Annotated in this window: 23 protein-coding genes; 11 read left to right on the top strand and 12 right to left on the bottom strand. The window is 58.2% G+C overall.

Annotation, left to right across the window (positions count from 1 at the left end):
* The first annotated feature begins 1 nt into the window (after position 1).
* Positions 2–1,372 (top strand): MATE family efflux transporter, encoded by a 1,371-nt coding sequence (locus tag ACR0I0_RS05865; RefSeq protein ID WP_480490542.1) that lies wholly within the window; start codon positions 2–4, stop codon positions 1,370–1,372.
* On the opposite strand, the gene ACR0I0_RS05860 is transcribed toward ACR0I0_RS05865, so the two are convergent.
* Both ACR0I0_RS05860 and ACR0I0_RS05855 read right to left on the bottom strand, forming a co-directional pair.
* Positions 1,369–1,770 carry a hypothetical protein gene (locus tag ACR0I0_RS05860; RefSeq protein ID WP_171631253.1) on the bottom strand — a complete coding sequence of 134 codons (402 nt, stop codon included), beginning with the start codon at positions 1,768–1,770 and terminating at the stop codon, positions 1,369–1,371. The two genes, ACR0I0_RS05865 and ACR0I0_RS05860, sit on opposite strands and share 4 nt — an antisense overlap.
* Positions 1,771–1,772: 2 nt before the next feature.
* Complete coding sequence (locus tag ACR0I0_RS05855; RefSeq protein WP_480488004.1) at positions 1,773–2,975, bottom strand: pyridoxal phosphate-dependent aminotransferase; 1,203 nt, start codon at positions 2,973–2,975, stop codon at positions 1,773–1,775.
* 92 nt (positions 2,976–3,067) lie between these two features.
* Between ACR0I0_RS05855 and ACR0I0_RS05850 the strand changes: the two genes are divergently transcribed.
* From ACR0I0_RS05850 to ACR0I0_RS05840, 3 genes are all read left to right on the top strand, one after another.
* A complete protein-coding gene (locus ACR0I0_RS05850; RefSeq protein WP_152458492.1) occupies positions 3,068–3,460 on the top strand; it encodes a helix-turn-helix domain-containing protein in 393 nt (130 codons plus the stop codon).
* A 29-nt stretch (positions 3,461–3,489) separates the two neighbouring features.
* Positions 3,490–3,714, top strand: a complete 225-nt coding sequence (locus ACR0I0_RS05845) for a succinate dehydrogenase assembly factor 2 (protein ID WP_170344713.1) — start codon at positions 3,490–3,492, stop codon at positions 3,712–3,714.
* Positions 3,715–3,791: 77 nt separating this feature from the next.
* Entirely contained in the window at positions 3,792–4,289 is a 498-nt protein-coding gene (locus ACR0I0_RS05840; RefSeq protein WP_209832653.1) for a MarR family winged helix-turn-helix transcriptional regulator, read from the top strand.
* A 117-nt stretch (positions 4,290–4,406) separates the two neighbouring features.
* Here ACR0I0_RS05840 and ACR0I0_RS05835 read toward each other — a convergent pair whose 3' ends face one another.
* Entirely contained in the window at positions 4,407–5,108 is a 702-nt protein-coding gene (locus ACR0I0_RS05835) for a DUF1194 domain-containing protein (protein ID WP_480490539.1), read from the bottom strand.
* Positions 5,105–5,533, bottom strand: a complete 429-nt coding sequence (locus tag ACR0I0_RS05830; protein ID WP_171631261.1) for a VOC family protein — start codon at positions 5,531–5,533, stop codon at positions 5,105–5,107. The genes ACR0I0_RS05835 and ACR0I0_RS05830 overlap by 4 nt, the downstream gene beginning before the upstream one ends.
* 175 nt (positions 5,534–5,708) lie before the next feature.
* Here ACR0I0_RS05830 and thyX point away from each other — a divergent pair, with 175 nt between their 5' ends.
* The gene (gene thyX / locus ACR0I0_RS05825) at positions 5,709–6,617 is read left to right on the top strand and encodes an FAD-dependent thymidylate synthase (protein ID WP_152458489.1); all 909 of its coding nucleotides are present in this window, start codon (positions 5,709–5,711) and stop codon (positions 6,615–6,617) included.
* Between the two features lie 365 nt (positions 6,618–6,982).
* Here thyX and ACR0I0_RS05820 read toward each other — a convergent pair whose 3' ends face one another.
* Positions 6,983–7,189, bottom strand: a complete 207-nt coding sequence (locus tag ACR0I0_RS05820) for a cold-shock protein (RefSeq protein WP_152458488.1) — start codon at positions 7,187–7,189, stop codon at positions 6,983–6,985.
* A gap of 214 nt (positions 7,190–7,403) precedes the next feature.
* Here ACR0I0_RS05820 and ACR0I0_RS05815 point away from each other — a divergent pair, with 214 nt between their 5' ends.
* Together ACR0I0_RS05815 and ACR0I0_RS05810 are read left to right on the top strand one after the other, a co-directional pair.
* A complete protein-coding gene (locus ACR0I0_RS05815; protein ID WP_171631264.1) occupies positions 7,404–7,721 on the top strand; it encodes an ArsC/Spx/MgsR family protein in 318 nt (105 codons plus the stop codon).
* A 40-nt stretch (positions 7,722–7,761) separates the two neighbouring features.
* Positions 7,762–8,130 carry a hypothetical protein gene (locus ACR0I0_RS05810; protein WP_171631266.1) on the top strand — a complete coding sequence of 123 codons (369 nt, stop codon included), beginning with the start codon at positions 7,762–7,764 and terminating at the stop codon, positions 8,128–8,130.
* A gap of 1 nt (position 8,131) precedes the next feature.
* Here ACR0I0_RS05810 and ACR0I0_RS05805 read toward each other — a convergent pair whose 3' ends face one another.
* From ACR0I0_RS05805 to thrS, 5 genes are all read right to left on the bottom strand, one after another.
* Complete coding sequence (locus ACR0I0_RS05805; RefSeq protein ID WP_171631268.1) at positions 8,132–8,650, bottom strand: DoxX family protein; 519 nt, start codon at positions 8,648–8,650, stop codon at positions 8,132–8,134.
* Positions 8,647–9,408, bottom strand: coding sequence for an HvfC/BufC family peptide modification chaperone (locus ACR0I0_RS05800; protein WP_480490536.1), 762 nt, complete (start codon positions 9,406–9,408; stop codon positions 8,647–8,649). Before ACR0I0_RS05800 ends, ACR0I0_RS05805 begins: the two co-directional genes overlap by 4 nt.
* Complete coding sequence (bufB, locus tag ACR0I0_RS05795) at positions 9,405–10,262, bottom strand: MNIO family bufferin maturase (RefSeq protein ID WP_480490534.1); 858 nt, start codon at positions 10,260–10,262, stop codon at positions 9,405–9,407. The genes ACR0I0_RS05800 and bufB overlap by 4 nt, the downstream gene beginning before the upstream one ends.
* Positions 10,263–10,333: 71 nt before the next feature.
* Positions 10,334–10,636 (bottom strand): BufA1 family periplasmic bufferin-type metallophore, encoded by a 303-nt coding sequence (locus ACR0I0_RS05790; protein ID WP_171631275.1) that lies wholly within the window; start codon positions 10,634–10,636, stop codon positions 10,334–10,336.
* A gap of 221 nt (positions 10,637–10,857) precedes the next feature.
* Positions 10,858–12,816, bottom strand: coding sequence for a threonine--tRNA ligase (thrS, locus tag ACR0I0_RS05785; protein WP_171631277.1), 1,959 nt, complete (start codon positions 12,814–12,816; stop codon positions 10,858–10,860).
* Between the two features lie 210 nt (positions 12,817–13,026).
* Between thrS and ACR0I0_RS05780 the strand changes: the two genes are divergently transcribed.
* The 4 genes from ACR0I0_RS05780 to ACR0I0_RS05765 all read left to right on the top strand — a co-directional run bounded on the left by ACR0I0_RS05780 (position 13,027) and on the right by ACR0I0_RS05765 (position 16,223).
* On the top strand, positions 13,027–13,776 hold the full coding sequence (locus tag ACR0I0_RS05780) for an alpha/beta fold hydrolase (protein ID WP_480490533.1): 750 nt from the start codon (positions 13,027–13,029) through the stop codon (positions 13,774–13,776).
* Complete coding sequence (locus ACR0I0_RS05775; RefSeq protein WP_480490531.1) at positions 13,776–14,768, top strand: alpha/beta hydrolase; 993 nt, start codon at positions 13,776–13,778, stop codon at positions 14,766–14,768. Before ACR0I0_RS05780 ends, ACR0I0_RS05775 begins: the two co-directional genes overlap by 1 nt.
* A 44-nt stretch (positions 14,769–14,812) precedes the next feature.
* Positions 14,813–15,427 (top strand): hypothetical protein, encoded by a 615-nt coding sequence (locus ACR0I0_RS05770; RefSeq protein ID WP_480490765.1) that lies wholly within the window; start codon positions 14,813–14,815, stop codon positions 15,425–15,427.
* Between the two features lie 85 nt (positions 15,428–15,512).
* A complete protein-coding gene (locus ACR0I0_RS05765) occupies positions 15,513–16,223 on the top strand; it encodes an alpha/beta fold hydrolase (RefSeq protein WP_480490529.1) in 711 nt (236 codons plus the stop codon).
* Here the strand turns inward: ACR0I0_RS05765 and ACR0I0_RS05760 are convergent.
* Positions 16,220–16,807 (bottom strand): DUF6151 family protein, encoded by a 588-nt coding sequence (locus ACR0I0_RS05760; RefSeq protein ID WP_480490528.1) that lies wholly within the window; start codon positions 16,805–16,807, stop codon positions 16,220–16,222. The two genes, ACR0I0_RS05765 and ACR0I0_RS05760, sit on opposite strands and share 4 nt — an antisense overlap.
* 5 nt (positions 16,808–16,812) lie before the next feature.
* Complete coding sequence (phaZ, locus tag ACR0I0_RS05755) at positions 16,813–18,084, bottom strand: polyhydroxyalkanoate depolymerase (protein ID WP_171631288.1); 1,272 nt, start codon at positions 18,082–18,084, stop codon at positions 16,813–16,815.
* Positions 18,085–18,184 lie beyond the last annotated feature (100 nt).

Genomic DNA, 18,184 nt, shown 5'->3' with positions numbered 1-18,184 from the left:
GATGACAAAAGTGATGACATATCCGGCCCACTTTCGGGCAATTGCCGTGCTTGGCCTGCCGTTGATCGGCGGCCATCTGGCGCAGTTTGCCATCGGCCTGACCGACACCGTCATGCTGGGCTGGTACGGGGTCGAGGCGCTGGCAGCGGTTACCCTGGCCAGCAGCTATTATTTCGTTCTGTTTTTGTTTGGTGCGGGGTTTGGCTGGGCTGTCATGCCGATGGTTGCCACCGCAGCGGCAGAAGGGGACGAAACCAGCATTCGCCGCTCGACCCGCATGGGGCTGTGGTTGTCACTGCTATACGCTGCGGTGGTCATGCCGTTGTTGTGGTGGTCCTATCCGATCCTGATCGCCATGAAACAAGAGACGCATATCGCTGAAACCGCGTCGGAATATTTGCGCATTGCCGGTTGGGGATTGTTTCCGGCTCTCATCGTTATGGTGTTGAAATCCTACCTTGCGGCCCTGGAGCGAACCCAGATCGTGCTGTGGATCACGGTTACGGCGGCGGTTGTGAACGGGTTTACCAACTATGCGCTGATCTTTGGCAACTGGGGCGCGCCGGAACTGGGTGTGATGGGCGCTGCGATCGCTTCGATCGCGACACAGGTCGTTTCACTGGTCGCGGTTGTCGTCTATGTCGTCCGGACCTTGCCGGAACACAGCCTGTTCCAGCGCTTCTGGCGTCCGGATTGGGAAATGTTCATCAGCGTGTGGAAACTGGGCGTGCCCATTGGCCTGACAACCCTGGCCGAGGTGTCGCTGTTTGCAACATCCGCCGTGATGATGGGCTGGTTGGGTCAGGTCCCGCTAGCCGCGCACGGGATCGCCCTGAATTTGGCGTCGGCCACATTCATGGTGCATCTGGGGCTGTCAAATGCGGCCACCATCCGGGCCGGCAACGCGTTGGGCCGCCGTGACAAGGCGCATCTGGAGAAAGGTGCGATTGCCGTGACAGGCATGTCGCTGGTCATGTCCGTCGTGACCGTCATCCTGTTCCTGACATATGCCGAGCCGCTGATTTCCCTGTTCATGGAGGCCGATGATCCGCAGCGCGGACAAATTCTGGCTATCGGGACAGGATTGCTGGCCATGGCTGCCCTGTTCCAACTGGTCGACGGGGCGCAGGTGATTGCGCTGGGACTGCTGCGTGGTTTGCAGGATGCCAAGATACCGATGGTTATGGCGGCGCTCAGCTATTGGGTGGTGGGAATTCCGGCGTCCTACTATTTCGGCTTCGTCCGTCAGATGGACGGCATCGGTGTCTGGCTGGGGCTGGTGCTTGGCCTGGCATTCGCGGCGGTGCTGCTGATGGCCCGGTTCTGGATGCATTCGGTGCGGCAGATGCAGGCGCCGGCGGAACCGGCCTAGTCTTTGCTCAACCGGTCGGCTTTTTTCCGAACCAGAACCGTGCGCAGATCGTGCATCGCCATCAGCAATCTGTCGGTTACATCCTCAAGCTGTTCGTCGCTTGCCTTGGACTGCGCCCATTGCGTTGTCAGGTTCAAATAGTCGACAGCGCGGTGAATGTCGTCAATGTCGCGCTGGGCCAATATGGCCCGGCGCTCGTCCATCCATTGGGCGATCTCTGCCTGATCCCGTTCGGACAAAACCCGTTGCCCGTGTGGCTTGACCTCACCGTTGCGGATGTTGATGACGGCGATCTGGTCCATCTCGATCCGGCGCTGGCGGTTTTCCGTATCGATCCGAAACACCGCGGCCCCGTTTTCACGGATGCGAAAATAGTATTCGGGCAGGTCGGCAGACATGTTTACCTCAGCGATGCACAAAAGCGCTGTATACGAGCGCAGGCTTCGGTCAGGGCTGCGTCGGACGTCGCATAGCTGACCCGGAAGTTGGGTGACAGGCCGAAGGCCGCGCCAAACACGACGGCGACATCCGCCTCTTCCAGCAGGGCCGTGGCAAAGGCTTCATCGTTTTCGATGACGGTTCCCGCGGGTGTTGTTTTGCCAATCAACCCGGCGATCGAGGGGTAGACATAAAACGCGCCCTCGGGTGTCGGGCAGGTTATGCCGTCAATCTCGTCCAACATCCGCACCACCAGATCACGGCGGCGTTTGAACGTTTCATTGTTCGGGGCCAGAAAATCCTGTGTTCCGTTCAGCGCTTCCACCGCCGCCCACTGGCTGATCGAGCAGGGGTTCGAGGTGGATTGCGACTGGATCTTGCGCATCGCCGAGATAAGTTCGACCGGACCGGCAGCATAACCGATGCGCCAGCCGGTCATGGCGTAGGCTTTCGAAACACCGTTGCAGGTAAGCGTCCTGTCATACAGGCCGGGCTCCACCTCGGCAGGCGTGCAGAATTCAAATCCGTCATAGGCCAGGTGTTCATACATGTCGTCCGACATGATCCAGACATGCGGATGGCGCATCAGAACATCGGTGAGGGCCTTGAGCTCATCCCGGCTGTACCCTGCGCCTGTCGGGTTCGAGGGCGAGTTGAAGATGAACCACTTTGTCCTTGGGGTGATGGCGGCTTCCAGTTGTTCTGCCGTCAGCTTGAAGCTGTTGGCCAGCGTCGTTTCAACAACAACAGGCTTTCCACCTGCCAGCAAAACCATGTCGGGGTAGCTTACCCAATATGGCGCGGGGATGATCACCTCATCACCATCATTCATTGTTGCCATCAAGGCGTTGTACAGCGTCTGCTTGCCGCCCGTTCCAACCGAGATCTGCGCGGGCGTGTAGTCAAGCCCATGATCGCGCTTCATCTTGGCGCAAACCGCCTGCTTCAGTTCCGGAATGCCGTCCGGTGCGGTGTACTTGGTTTTTCCGGCTGCAATCGCTGCAACAGCGGCGTCCTTGATGTTTTGGGGGGTGTCGAAATCCGGCTCACCCGCGCTCAGGCCGATCACGTCGCGCCCGGCAACTTTCAACTCGGCGGCCTTGGCTGTCATGGCGATCGTGGGCGATGGTTTGACGCGTGACAGTGTCGCAGACAGGAAACTCATGGATGGCCTCGGTTTGTATGTTCAACCCGACTGTCATAGGGTGCGCCGGAATGACGATCAAGCCGTATGGACAAAGTGAATTGGAGACCCCGATGAATGATGAAAAAGACTGGTATGGACCTGAGTCTGCGACATTCGGGGACCGTTTGGCAGGCGCGCGCGAAGCGGCCGGAATGACCCAGGCAGAGCTGGCGCGCCGCCTTGGCGTCAAGAAGACGACGATTGTCGATTGGGAAAACGATCTGTCCGAGCCGCGTGCGAACCGGTTGTCGATGATGGCGGGGCTGGTCAATGTCTCGATCATGTGGCTGCTGACCGGTGAGGGCGAAGGCATGGATGCCCCGGTGGAAGAGGGCGAAGGTGGAATGGAACTGTCGACCGCGGTGGCCGAACTGCGCGCCATCCGAGGAGAGATGCGGGTTTGCGCTGAACGTGCGGCGCGACTGGAAAAGAAAATGCGTCTGATGCTGGAGCAGAAAAATTGAGTGAACCCCGGGACGTACGCATCAAGCGAATGAAAATGCGATCCATGCGGCGCGGGATCAAAGAGATGGACATCATCCTTTCCGCTTATGCCGATCGCAACCTGGCCGATATGGATGCCGCCGGGCTGGATGTCTTTGACGCGCTGCTGCACGAAAACGATCAGGACCTGTATCAATGGGTCACAGGTCAGGTGCAGCCGCCGGCGCAGTTTGCCAGTTTGATTTCAAACATCGCGCAGACCTTTCAGAAATAAGACAATACCGGCTTAACCGATTTTTCGGACTTTCAGGTCATCGTGTCTCAAACAGCACGACTGAATCGGAGGGTCGGATGAGTATCGAAATGCAGGTCTCCGGGCTGGGAGCCAAGGGGTTCATGACCAGCTATCTTGAGGCGCTGGCCCTGGTGGAGCGGCTGCACCGGTTGCTGCTGGACGTCATCAAGGATGAATTCGAGCGCGTCGGCGTGCTGGAAATCAACGCGGTTCAGGCGTTGCTGCTGTTCAATATCGGCGATCACGAAGTGACGGCGGGTGAGCTGAAAAGCCGCGGCTACTATCAGGGCAGCAATGTCAGCTACAACCTCAAAAAGCTGGTTGAGATGGGGTATATGCACCACCAGAGATGCGAGATTGACCGCCGCTCTGTCCGCGTGCGTCTGACTCCACGAGGCGGGGAAATCCGCAATATCGTGTCCGACCTGTTTGCGCGTCACGCCGAAGGATTGCAAAGCAGAGGCGTGTTGGAGTTGGAAGGTATCGAAGACATCACCACGTCGCTGCGCCGGGTGGAGCGATATTGGACCGACCAGATCCGATACATCTACTGACCGCAGCTGTGCGTCGCGCAGAACCAAATCCGTCCTGCACTGATGCACAGGCCTGGCGGCCTTGTTCAAATGCGGGTCCAGAGAGCAGGCCCGCAAAAGCAGCACTCAGGCGCGGATTTATTGCGGGTCTTCATCAAGCGCACCAATCTGCAAACCGCTCAATTCCCGTTTCAGCTTTTTCCGCATGGCCCGTTCGAAATCTTCGAACCCCTGAGCGACCTCCAAAAAGGCACCGGGACCATGCAGGACGTTGTTTTCAAAAAACGGGATCAGAAAAAGTTCGCCTTCAAAATCCGCCGCGTTGATTACGAGGCCATTGACCACCACATTCTGAAAAGCGAAGTGCCGATAGGCTATCTGCGGTCCATAGCCATCATTGTTGGAACCATCTCCGGACAGGTCAATGGTTTGAAACAAGCAGTCGGGTGCCTGGTTCATCAAGGTTGACCCGTAAGCCAGGGCATAGCCCATGGCGGTCGCTGATCCGGTATCTGATCTCACAGAGGCACTTATCTGACCGGACGCGAAAAGCAGGTCGGCAACATCTTCTATCAGCAACCAATTCAAAATGACGTGCTGGGTGGAACGACCGCTCCATTCGTAAACAGCCAGAGCAACCGGCATAGGAGAGGAGAAAAAAGCCTCCTGCACTTCGGGTGCGATCAGCGCAGCCGCCAAACCCTGCCGTTGCAGCACGTCCTCGGCCTCATCGACCGACACTGAAATGTCCATGGCCAATGCAAGGGCCAAACGACACGTTTCGGCCTTGATCGGGCTGGCCAGCGCGGCCAGCCCAAGCGTTATGACCCACCGGATCACCAGTGGCCAACGCTTTCCATGCTGGCCCAGGGTTCCTTCGGCTCCAGAGCATCGCCGTTTTGCAAAAGCTCGATCGAGATATTGTCGGGTGAGCGTACAAATGCCATGCGACCATCACGCGGAGGGCGATTGATCGTGACACCATTATCCTGAAGGTGCTGGCAAACCTCGTAGATGTTGTCGACGCCATATGCGAGGTGACCGAAATGGCGGCTGTCGCTGGGAAGGCCGTCATCACCGTCCCAGTTGTAGGTCAGCTCGATCGGCGCATCCTCCTGCCCCGGAGGGGCCATGAAAATCAGTGAAAACCGCCCGGCGTCGCTGTCATAGCGGCGTGTTTCTTTCAGTCCCAGAAGCTTGTAAAACGCCATGGATTTTTCCAGATCCTTCACGCGGACCATGGTGTGAAGATATGTCAGCGCCATTTTGGCCATCCTTTTCGACTCAGTTTGCATTGAGCTTAGCGCGCCGACCTAATGTGTCGAGACCGCCGGGTCTGGCGAATTGAAATTTGCGTGGGTTGCGGCATATATCGCGGTTTCGATGTTGCGGCTGGCGAGATATAGTAGGGGGCGACTCATTGCCAGAAAGGAAAACCTGATGCCGCTGTCCGCTGACCAACAGGCCGAGATCGAAGCGCAACGTGCGCAATCGCATCCCACTCGTCGCGTCGTTTCAGCGGGAATGGAAGATCACCTGTACACCGCGCATCAGGTTCTGGATCACGGCTTTGTCCGCGTGATTGATTACATGGGCGATGATGCGGCCATCTGTCAGGCCGCGCGTGTGTCCTACGGCAAAGGAACCAAATCGGTTCAGAATGACGAAGGTCTGATCCGGTACCTGATGCGGCACTGGCATTCGACCCCTTTCGAAATGTGCGAGGTCAAACTGCATGTAAAGCTGCCGGTCTTCGTGGCGCGGCAGTGGATTCGGCACCGTACGGCCAATGTGAATGAATACTCGGCGCGATATTCAATTCTGGATCGTGAATTCTATATTCCCGCACCCGAACATGTGGCCGCCCAATCAGAGGTGAACAATCAGGGCCGTGGTTCTGCTCTGGAAGGTGAAGAGGCCGCGCGTGTTCTGGACATCCTTAAGGCCGACAGCGCCCGGTGCTATGACAATTACGAGTCGATGATCAGCCAGGACGGGCAACAGGGGCTGGCACGAGAATTGGCCCGGATGAACCTGCCCGCAAACATCTATACGCAGTGGTATTGGAAGGTCGACCTGCACAACCTGTTCCATTTTCTGCGGCTGCGCGCTGACCCTCATGCTCAATATGAGATCCGCGTCTACGCTGATACGATGTGCAAGATCGTCGCCGACTGGGTGCCCTTTGCCTATAAAGCCTTCGAGGACTACCGTCTTGGGGCCGTCAACCTGTCGGCTCAGATGGTTGAAAGCCTGCGCCGCATGCTGGCGGGTGAGGACGTCACGCAGGAAAGCTCGGGCATGACGGCTCGGGAGTGGCGCGAGTTCGAAGAGATCATTCGCAAATAGAATTCGAATTACCGCGCGCCTATTTTTTTCGGATTGTCATGCCAAGCGATCCATCGCCTAAGCAGAGTGTGGGCTTTTGCGACGCATGCACGATGACCTGAAACCGGAACGAAGGGCGTCGCAACGTGCCAGCGTCGCCCCGAGCGCTTAATGAAAGCCTGGGAAATCCGGTTTGCGGGCGGGGCTGGGATCTGGTTGCGGGAAACCGGGGTATCCGACACCACTGCAACGGATATACACCATTGACGCCGCGCAAATGAAAAATCCGCGCGCGGGTAATGGAACAGGCCCGGTAGGGGGTGGTTGACGGCCGGAAATTGGCCGCCAACCTTAATGGATTCATCCCGCAATCAGCGGGGATGTCGTTACAACGGCTTCAATTCCGCAGCCATTTGTCGGCCGTCGCGCCCGTCCTGCAACTCGTACGAGACTTTCTGATTGTCTGCGAGTCCGGTGAGGCCGGACCGTTCTACGGCCGAGATATGTACAAACACATCTTTGCCCCCTTCATCAGGGGCAATAAAACCATAACCTTTAGTGGTATTGAACCATTTCACGGTGCCGGTTGGCATGTCCCGTGTCTCCTTCTACTTGCGCATTGTCCCACAAATTGGTGGGGGCTGTGTTCAGCGTCGCCACAAAAAAGACTGTTTGGCACTTTCTGAACAGTCCGTTTCGTGTGTTTCGCCTTTTTCAACATTGCACGGTGAAGTAAAAAATCAAGAATAACCGCCGGAAACTGGCAAGTTTGCCTAAAATGCAATCAAATGCAGGAGCAGTAAAAACATGCGCCTTTATGGATTGAAAACCTGTGACACCTGTCGCAAAGCATTGAAAACGTTACCAGACGCAGAGTTTGTGGATGTCCGCAGTGATGGCGTGCCGGATGCTGTGCTGTCGCAGGCTCTTGCTGGCTTCGGCGAGGCTTTGCTCAACACCAGGTCAACGACATGGCGCGGATTGGATGACAACCAGCGCGCGAAAGCGCCTTTGGAACTTTTGAAACAGCATCCCACCCTGATGAAGCGCCCGTTGATCGAGAAAGACGGAGAGCTGTTTCTTGGCTGGACCGCGGAAACTCGCACGCAGCTTGGTATTTCTTGAGAAATGCTTATGTGCCTGCAAGCAACAGTGAGGACGTTCAATGCGTAATGCCGCCATGATCTTGGGCGTGATTGCCGGGCTGATCGGGATGATCGTCGGTTTTTTCGGGTATGCGAAGGTGGTCGTGATCGATCACGTCGGCGAGATAGACGGCGTTCTGAGGCAGGTAGACAACCCTGACCTGATTCAGGCAGTGTCGATCATTGCGCCTTTGTTGGCCATTGCCGGGGGCGCGATGGCGCCCGCGCGCGCTCTTGTTGCGGGGATCCTGCTGCTGATTTCGGCAGGGGCGATGTATTATGCATTTGGATTCGGTGTGTTCACCATGTTCCCGATCGCGTTTGCCGGGGTTGCCGGGGTGCTTGGGCTGGCAGCAGGTAAACCGGACCAGCCCAAAGCGCATTTCTAGGTCACTTCAGGCGCAGGATCCGATCAAGTGAGATGGGGCCCGCACCGTTGATTACGATCACCAGCATCAGGAACGTCCACATCGTGCGCTGATCCATAATGGATGGCGCCGCGTCGAACAGGCTGCCCAGTTTCACGCCATGGCCGGTGACATCGACCAGGGTCTGCACCCAGATGAAACCGATCATACCCAAGGCCGCCAGGCGGGTGAACAGACCGACCAGCAGCAGCGCGGGAAGGACGAATTCTGCAACCGTGCCAAAGAAAATGACCACCCGTTGAAAGAGCGTCATTTGGGAAACGTCGTAAAGGACGGCTTCGGCGGCTTTGGGAAAAATCTGACCGAAGGCACCGGCCGAAGGTGAAAAGATCGAGCCGTCGATCTTCAGCATCGCCGAGTTCCAGTAATAGACCAGAAGAACCGCGACAAAGACCAGTCGCGCCAGCGTGGGTGTAAGCCAGTTGGACGCCAGGTCCACTTTTCCCAGAACGTTGTTGTGAAGTGAGATCAGGGCAGTCATGTCTCCAGCCTTTCGATAGTCACAGAAGTTATTGCACCGCCCTGCAAAAGCAGTGCCAGAGTGGTTCCAAGGTCAAATTCCGGTTGCGCCGCAGCGGTTTTTTCAAACGCTTCGCCGATCATGTCGCCGCCTTGCATATTAGCGATCCAATCGGCGCCGCCGGCTGGCAGCAACTGGGCAACCGGGTCGAATTCCGGGCGTGTGATCAAAACATCCTCAGCTCGCGCATCTGGTTTCGGCGCGTTGGTTTCGGTGTTGAAACGCCAGATCGCGTGAATGGGCCAGTCCGAGCGTACCACCCGCATGGCCGGGGCAAAACGCAGCCGGGCTCGCATGACCTGTTCGGGGTCTACGGCCAGCGCGTCTGCCGGGGCGGGTTGGCTGTCGGCGGCGTGGTACGACTTGCGCAACGCAAGTTCCAGCCGCGCCACATCCGGCAGGTAACCAAGATGGGAAAGCTGCTGCATTTCGGCCAGAAATTCGGGAAAGGCTTCACCGTAGAACATCATCAGCGGTGATGATGGTGGGTGCTGGCGCAGAAATATCCCGGCCAGCCCGTCCATGTTCTGTGGCCCCAGCAACTTGGTGATGACTGGGAACGCCTGATGCATCGCTTCGGTCAAGGACACGGCGACATTGTTGCGATAGACGCTGAACCGACGACCGGCTGGCTGCGCCTGAGCGTCCAGCAAACCTTCGGGGACAGGGGCTGACGCATCCATCATGGCCGCGCGAAATTCGGATTGCGAAACGCTCATGCCGGGATCCGTTCCAGGGCGGTCTGCGCGCGATCGGCTTCTTCCCGCAAAATGGACCAGTCCGGTACGTCGGTATCCCACTCGATCAGGACGGGTTTCGGCCCCGTACGTTCCAGCACGTAATCCAACAGCGCCCAGACCGGATCGACGACTTCACGCCCGTGGCTGTCGATCAGCAGCGGGTGGCCGTGATCGTCTTCATCCTCGTCATGGCCCCCAAGGTGAATTTCTCCAACTTTTTCAAGTGGATAGGCGTCGATGTAACCCTGGGGAGAGAAATCCAGATTGGTGGCAGAGACAAAGACGTTATTGACATCCAGCAACAAGCCACATCCGGTGCGACGTGCAATTTCGCGCAGAAAGTCCGGCTCGGACCAGGTGCTTTCGTCAAAAGCCAAATAGCTTGAGGGGTTTTCCAACAGCATCTGCCGTCCGACGGTGTCCTGAACCTGATCGATATGATCGCAAACGCGCGCCAGTGTTGCGTCGGTATAGGGTAAGGGCAGCAGGTCGTTGTAGAAATGGGTATCATGCGTGGACCACGCCAGGTGTTCGGAAAAGCTGGCGGGATTCAGCCAGCCCACCAGATGTTTCAGCCGGGCCAGGTGATCAGGGTCCAGCGCGCCTTCGCCGCCGATGGACAGGCCAACGCCATGGACCGAGATCGGGAATTGTTCGGAAAGGTGGCGCAGCTGCGCCAGAGGCCGCCCGCCGTCGCCCATGTAGTTCTCGGCATGGATTTCCAACCATGCGACGGGCTGTGCGTGTTCAAGTATCTGAGCGAAGTGTTGCGGCTTGTAACCAACGCCCGGCGCTGCGGGCAGACGGTTCGACCGGTGGGCATCATCCAGCATGGGTCAGTTCCTTGATCACGAAAGGGAAGGGGCGGGCGATGGTGCCCGCCCCTGAATTCGTCAGGCCGTTCTTATGCGGGCAGATCGCGATCCAGGGCTTCCAGTGAGCCTTTGCGCGGGCTGCCGTCTGCCTGCGCGGGCAGTTCGATATCCGCGCAGGTGCCTGCGTCAACCAGGGTCCATGCATTGCCCTGATAATCAACGGTCGAGGTGCCCGCGCAGGTGGTGCCGGGGCCCGCGGCGCAGTCGTTCTGACCGGCCAGCGATACGCCATAGCATTTTTCCTTTGCCTGAGCGGATGCAGTGGTTGCGGCGCCCGATACGGCGGCTGCGACTGCGGTTGCGATAACCAGGGACTTGGCTGTGTTCGACATCTCGGTAATCCTCTTGATGACTGGGTATGTCTGCTTGTGACAATGACAAAGGTAGTAGCTTGGTAGACAGAGTTGAATTCACGAGCCCGTGTCTCACAAGCACGTCAAAGGGCGGCGTGCCCTCTTGCAGCGTAAAGCATTGTTTTTGATGAAGAAAGAGTGAATTGTTTCAATCTGGCCCCAATTCGGGGGCCAGATTCCCAGCAATATGCTGCCGATTGTTACAGCAAATCCGGTGGGGTGGCTGCCTGCGACAGCTCGTTTGTTACAACGTCAAGCGGTTGAACCTGCGTCTGTTTTTCACCCAGACGTCGGACGCTGACGGTGCGCTCTTCAACCTCGCGGTGGCCGACGGCCAGAATGACCGGCACCTTGCCGACCGAATGCTCGCGGACCTTGTAGTTGATCTTCTCGTTGCGGATATCCGCCTCGGCGCGGACACCCGCAGCTTTGAGCGTTTCAACCACTTCCAGAACATACTCATCCGCTTCGGAGGTGATCGAGGCCACGACGACCTGACGCGGGGCCAGCCAGAACGGCAGTTTGCCCGCGTGTTCTTCGATCAGGATACCGATGAACCGTTCGAAGGATCCCAGCGTCGCGCGGTGCAGCATGACGGGGCGGTGTTTGCCGCCGTCGGCGCCAATATAGGTGGCGTCCAGGCGTTCAGGCAGAACGAAGTCCACCTGGAAGGTGCCGCACTGCCAGTCGCGACCGATGGCATCTGTCAGGACGAACTCCAGCTTTGGACCGTAGAAGGCGCCTTCACCCGGGTTCAGTTCGGGTTCGATCCCGGCTGCTCGGGTTGCAGAGAGCAGGGCGGATTCTGCCTTGTCCCAGACCTCATCTGAACCAGCCCGCGTTTCAGGACGGTCCGAGAATTTCACCGCAAACTTTTCGAATCCCAGATCCTTGTAGATCACGCTGAGGAAACGGATGAACTCGGCGGTTTCGGCCTCGATCTGTTCCTCGGTCGAAAAGATGTGGGCGTCGTCTTGCGTAAAACCGCGCACGCGCATGATGCCGTGCAATGCGCCCGAGGGTTCGTACCGGTTGCACGACCCGAATTCGGCCATACGCAACGGCAGATCGCGATAGGATTTCAGGCCCTGTTTGAAGATTTCAACATGGCAGGGGCAGTTCATCGGCTTGAGCGCGTTAACGGCTTTCTCGCGGGCATGTTCTTCGTCCACTTCGACGATGAACATATTCTCCTGATACTTGTCCCAGTGGCCGGACCGTTCCCACAGCTTGCGGTCAACGACCTGCGGCGTGTTCACCTCGACATAACCGCCCTTGCGCTGCTGTCGGCGCATGTAGTCCTGCAGCAGGGTGTAGATGGTCCAGCCGTTGGGATGCCAGAAGATCTGACCGGGCGCTTCCTCCTGCATGTGGAACAGGTCCATCTCGCGGCCCAGCTTGCGGTGGTCGCGTTTGGCGGCTTCTTCCAGCATATGCAGGTAGGCTTTCAACTTTTCCTTGCCGGTAAAGGCCACGCCGTAGATGCGCTGCAACATCGCGCGATCGCTGTCGCCGCGCCAATAGGCACCCGCGATGGACATCAGCTTGAACGCATCCCCCGGAACCTGCCCGGTATGTTGCAGGTGCGGACCTCGGCAAAGATCCTGCCAATGGCCGTGCCAGTACATGCGCAGCGGCTCGTCGCCGGGAATAGCCTCGATCAGCTCGACCTTGTAGGGCTCGTTATTGGCCTTGTAGAACTCGATCGCGCGCTCGCGGTCCCAGACCTCGGTGGTGACGGGATCACGCTTGTTTATGATCTCTTTCATCTTTTTCTCGATGAGGCCGAGATCTTCGGGCGTGAACGGCTCTTCGCGGTCGAAGTCATAATACCAGCCGTTTTCGATGACGGGGCCGATGGTGACCTTGGTGGCGGGCCAGATCTCCTGAACCGCGCGCGCCATGATATGGGCCAGATCGTGGCGGATCAGCTCATTGGCCTGGGCCTCATCCTTCATAGTGTGGATGGCGATCTGTGCGTCGGATTCGATGGGCCATTGCAGGTCCCAGTGCTGGCCGTCAACGGTGGCCGAGATGGCCTTTTTGGCCAGCGAGGTTGAGATGTCGGCAGCCACCTGCGCGGGCGTGACGCCTGCGGCGAAGGTGCGTGCATTGCCATCGGGAAAGGTGAGAGAGACGGATTGAGAATCCAGGGCCATATCGGCTCTCCTCGTCGGTTTGGCGCCCACTGAACGCCCGGTTGCGGGTTATGTGTGTTCGGCCCATGTGGCAGGTGGATGGGCCTGTGTCAAGAGTGGGGCGAGGGGCCAGCCCCTCGCGCTCCCCGGAGTAATTGGAAAAAGATGAAGTGGGCGGAATTGCACTCGGGGGTGGGGCGTGCATGATGCAGGAAAAGGAAAGAGGGTTTCATGGCAGCGACGGATTTTCTGGAGACGCCGCAGGGGCGGCGACTGGCTTATCACAAGACCGAAGGGGCAGGACCGACCATCGTTTTTCTGGGCGGGCTCAAATCGGACATGGAAGGCACCAAGGCGGTGCATCTGGAAGCCTGGGCACAGGCGCGGGGGCAATCGTTCTTGCGGTTCGATTATTCCGGCCACGGCGAAAGCTCGGGCGCGTTCACCGAGGGCTGTATCGGTGACTGGCATCAGGACACATTGGCTGCGGTAAAGGCATTGACGGACGGACCTTTGATCGTGGTTGGCTCATCAATGGGAGGATGGCAGGCATTGCTGCTGGCCAAGGTCATGCCCGAGCGAATTGCGGGCATGGTCACAATCGCCGCCGCGCCGGATTTCACCGAGGACGGGTACTGGGCTTCGTTCAGCGACGAACAAAAAGCTGCGCTGGACTCTGTCGGCCATGTCGAGCTGCCGTCCGACTATATGGAACCCTATATCATCACCAAGCGCATGATCGAAGACGGACGCCAGAATTTGGTTCTGCGGGACGCTCTGGATCTGCCGTTCCCGGTTCGTTTCCTGCAAGGTACCATAGACACGGCGGTTTCGACCGAAACAGCCGTGCGGCTGCTGGAACATGCTGCGGGTCCTGACATGCGGCTGTTGTTGGTCAAGGGGGCTGATCATCGCTTCTCGGACGAGATGTGCCTGGGTTTGATCGAGACCGCGGTTCTTGATGTGTTGGGAGAAGCCTGATGCGGCGCTTTGGTTGGTTTCTGGGGCGCGCTCTTCTGGCGCTGGTTGTTCTTGGCGGCCTGGTCTACTGGTTCGGCCCGCGCGAGGAAGTGAACCTGCACCCGACCTTTGATCCTCGGAAATTTGGTGAAGGTGTTCAGGTTTTTTTTGAAAGCACCGAGTCTGCCTATGATGACATCGTTCCGGGTGTCGAAAAGCGCGTGATCTGGCAGGACGGGTTCAAGGAACAGCGCACGCCGTATTCTGTTCTGTACATCCACGGTTTTTCAGCAAGTTCCGAGGAAATCCGCCCTGTTCCTGATCTGGTGGCTGACGCTTTGGGCGCCAATCTGGTCTACACGCGGTTGCAGGGTCACGGTCGGGATGGGCCGGCGTTGGCCGAGGGTACGGCCTCGGGCTGGATGCAGGACACCGCCGAAGGGCTGGCAGCGGCGCGTGCGGTCGGGGAAATGGTGATCGTCATTTCCACCTCGACCGGAGGAACGCTGGCGGCGGCCGCTGCGTTGGATCCCGACCTCAGCCAGGATGTGGTCGGCATGGTTTTTGTCTCGCCGAACTTTGGTGTGAATACCGTCGCGGCGTGGGTGCCTTCGTTGCCTTGGGCCAGAAGTTGGTTACCGTTTCTCATGGGGCAAGAACGCGATGTGTCAGGGCCGGACCCCGAGAAGAACAGGTACTGGACGTCGGTCTACCCGTGGGAAGCCGTCGTGCCGATGTCCGTGCTGGTGGATACGGTCTATGCGCTGGATTTCTCTGACGCCCTAATACCCGCCTTGTTCTGGTTTTCGGATGATGATCAGGTTGTGCGGCCGGACCGGACGCACAAAGTGGCCGAGGCCTGGGGCGCTCCGGCAACGGTCGAGCTGGTGACGATGGGGCCGGGTGACGATCCGTCTTCACATGTTGTCGCGGGGCGGTTGATGTCGCCGGGTCAAACCGATGCCACCGTTGCTGGTATTCTGGAGTGGCTCAAGGGCTTGGGGGTGGAATAAACCCTGATCGGAAAAAAGGATGCAAGATGCGTAAGCCGGGCAGTATGTGGAGCCTTGAGACCTTGGGTCGTGTCCGCTTGTCCCGGCACTTCTTCATGCGCGATTTTCTGTATTCGGAAATCGGCAACTTCCACCAAAAGCAGAATATTCCGGACAACCCGGATCTGGCGATCGAAACAGGCCGCGCCTTTTGCGAAACTCTTCTTGACCCTTTGGAGGAGACATTTGGCCGGGTCGCGGTCAGGTCGGGTTATCGTTCATCGTCCTTGAACCGGTTTGGCAATGAAAACAAGCTGAACTGCGCCCGAAACGATCACCCGCTGGAATGCCACATCTGGGATCGCGGGGAAGGGGATGCGCGGATCGCCGGGGCATCCCTCGTCATCCCGTGGTTCGCGGATCAATATGCGCAGGGCAGGGACTGGCGGGATCTGGCGTGGTGGATGCACGATTATCTGGAGTATTCCGAAATCTGGTTCTTTCCCAAGCTCTGTGCGTTCAACCTTGTGTGGCGGCCCAGGCCGCAACGCCGGATCGACAGCTATATTGCTCCGCGTGGGTGTCTGTTGAGGCCCGGCGCTGAGCCCGGTGAAGACCTTGCGGCCCGGCAATCCCGTTACGCCGATTTCCCGGCATTTCGGGCCATCGCCTACCCGTGAAGTTTTCCTTGCCCGGTTGCGGCAAAACTTTCATCCTGACAACAACTGGAAGGACTCGGAAAACCGAGCAGATGGAGACCCCCGCGTGATCGAGCCGCTGGTGTTGTTGCCTGGATTGATGTGTGATGCCCGGCTGTTTCGACCTCAGATCGAGGTGTTGTCACGGTCACGGCCTGTCACTGTTGCACCTGTTTCCGGAGGCGAGCGCATTGAAGAGATCGCCTCGGGGCTGTTGGATCAGCTTCCCCATCGGTTTGCCCTGGTCGGCCTGAGCATGGGCGGTGTGGTGGCGTTGGAGTTGATCCGGCGGGCACCGGAACGGGTGTCGCGCCTGTGCCTGATGTCGACGGACGCTCAGGCCGATACACCTCAGATCGCGGCCAGTCGCGAGGACCTGATCATTGGTGCCCTGGGTGGGCGGCTGGAAGAGGTCATGCGCCAACTGGTCGGCACCGATACTTTGGCGCCGGGGCCCAGGCGAATCCCAATTCTGAATGATCTTTTGGCAATGGCGAATGATCTGGGCGCCGAGATATTCGTGCGTCAAATGCGTGCCTTGCAGCGCCGCCCAGACCAACAGGGAACGTTGCGCCGCATCAAGGTTCCCACTTTGATCATGTGCGGCGCCCATGACACGCTAACCCCGGTCAGACGGCATTCTTTCATGTCAGACCTGATACCGGAGGCAGCGTTGGAGGTCGTCGAAAATGCCGGACATCTTCTGCCGCTTGAAGCGCCCGATGCCGTGAACAAAGCCTTGGAAACCTGGCTGAACATCCCGCAAAGGTTTGTCTAGGGGTAAAGCGCCGCCCGTTCGTCTTTCGAAATGACTTTCGGTACGACCGCGGGCTTGCCGGTCTCAGGGTCGAAAAACGGCGTATTCTTCCAGCGTCCTGACAGGCGCGATTGCAAGGTGCGGCGCAAAAGGCCAAACGCCGCAAACCTGACCTTTTCGTGTTTCTGTTTGCCATCGGGCCGAGGGACAAACCCACGGGTCGTGACCGGCCCCAATGCGGAAACATCACCGGCAATCCTGCCGACAATAAATCCTGCAAAAGGTAAACGTGCGGTCTGTGGCGTTGTCGCCAGCGGGGCGTTGCAGCAGCTGGCATACCATCGCAGCATACCATTTGGGCTGAGTTTCATGGCCGAAAGGAATTGGCTCCCGGCGGTGATTTCGATTTCATCCGGTGCCATCTGGAAAATGTCCACCGGGCCGGGCGCCGGGTCGGGCTGCCCGAAATACAGTTGCGCCGCACGGCAGTCATGACAAAAACACTCGACATGGGTTCCAAGCCGAACGCCCCGGTCCGAGATTTGACCCTTCAACTGGCCGCAACAGCAGGAAAAGGCGAGGCCACCATGTAATGGCCCGCCCATGTTCATCAGGCGACCTTGTTGGTGTTCGCAGCGCGGCGACGTTTCTTGCGGCTGTTTTCGTTCATGAAATCAATCACAAGCGGCCGAATGTTGTCGCGCCAGCTGCGGCCCGCGAAAATGCCGTAATGGCCCGCGCCGGGTTCTACGTGGCTGGCCTTTTTGCTGTCTGGCAAACCGGTGCACAGGTCCAGTGCAGCAATACATTGTCCGGGCGCCGAGATATCGTCATTCGCACCTTCGACCGATTTCACGGCAACATCGGTGATTTTGCCGATATCTACCTTGTGGCCGGCGACAACAAATTCGTTTCGTGCGATCTCGCGGTTCTTGAACACGCGTTCGACAGTTGACAGATAGAACTCGGCCGTCATGTCCATCACCGCAAGATATTCGTCATAGAAACGGTTATGGGCATCCAGGTCCGAGGCTTCGTTGCGGATAACACGCTGAATCTGATCGGAAAACGCCTTGGAGTGGCGATCGGCGTTCATCGACATGAACGACGCCAGTTGCAGCAGGCCGGGATAGACCATACGCCCGACACCTTTGTACTTGAATCCGACCCGTTGAATCATGGTTTCTTCCAGCTGACCCATCGTAACACGTCGTCCAAAGTCGGTGACGTCGGTCGGGGTCGCGTCCGGGTCCACCGGCCCGCCAATCAGTGTCAGAGTGCTGGGTTGAGCCTTGGGTTCGACTTCGGCCAGATAGGCGGTCGCTGCCAATGTCAGCGGGGCCGGCTGACAAACCGCCACGACATGCGTGTCCGGCCCTAGTTCCTTCATGAAATCTACAAGGTAGAGCGTGTAGTCTTCGACATCGAACTTGCCGGCAGACACAGGAATATCGCGCGCATTATGCCAATCGGTGATGTAAACTTCGCAATTGACCAGCAGGCTTTTGACAGTCGAACGCAGCAGCGTGGCGTAATGGCCGGACATGGGCGCAACCAGCAGGACCTTGCGCGGTTGTTCTTCCCGGCCGTTGACACGGAAATGAACCAGATCGCCGAAGGGGCGTTCCAGAACGGTCGTAATCTCGACCAGATGGTCTTTGCCGTCCTCGCAGGTGAAGGTTCGAATGCCCCAGTCAGGTTTGACGACCATTCGCTGGAAGGTCCGTTCGGTGACTTCACCCCATGCGGCCATCCAGCTGAACGCCGGGTTAGGTGTCATGGAAAACAGGGGGTAGGACGCCATCGCGCTTGCGGTTGCACCAAGCCATTGGTTGGTGTTACGCATGGACTCCATAAGGTCGTAGGTCATCATGTAGCGCATAAATGGGGCCTCCTGAGTGTCAGCCTGAGAGTTCGGACCATTCGCCGCTTTGCCCCCCAGCACCCACGACGTTATTCTGCATGGCAGCGAGGTTAGGGTG

The organism is Ruegeria sp. AG6 (assembly GCF_056541565.1).
This window is presented reverse-complemented; position numbering and strand designations above follow the sequence as displayed.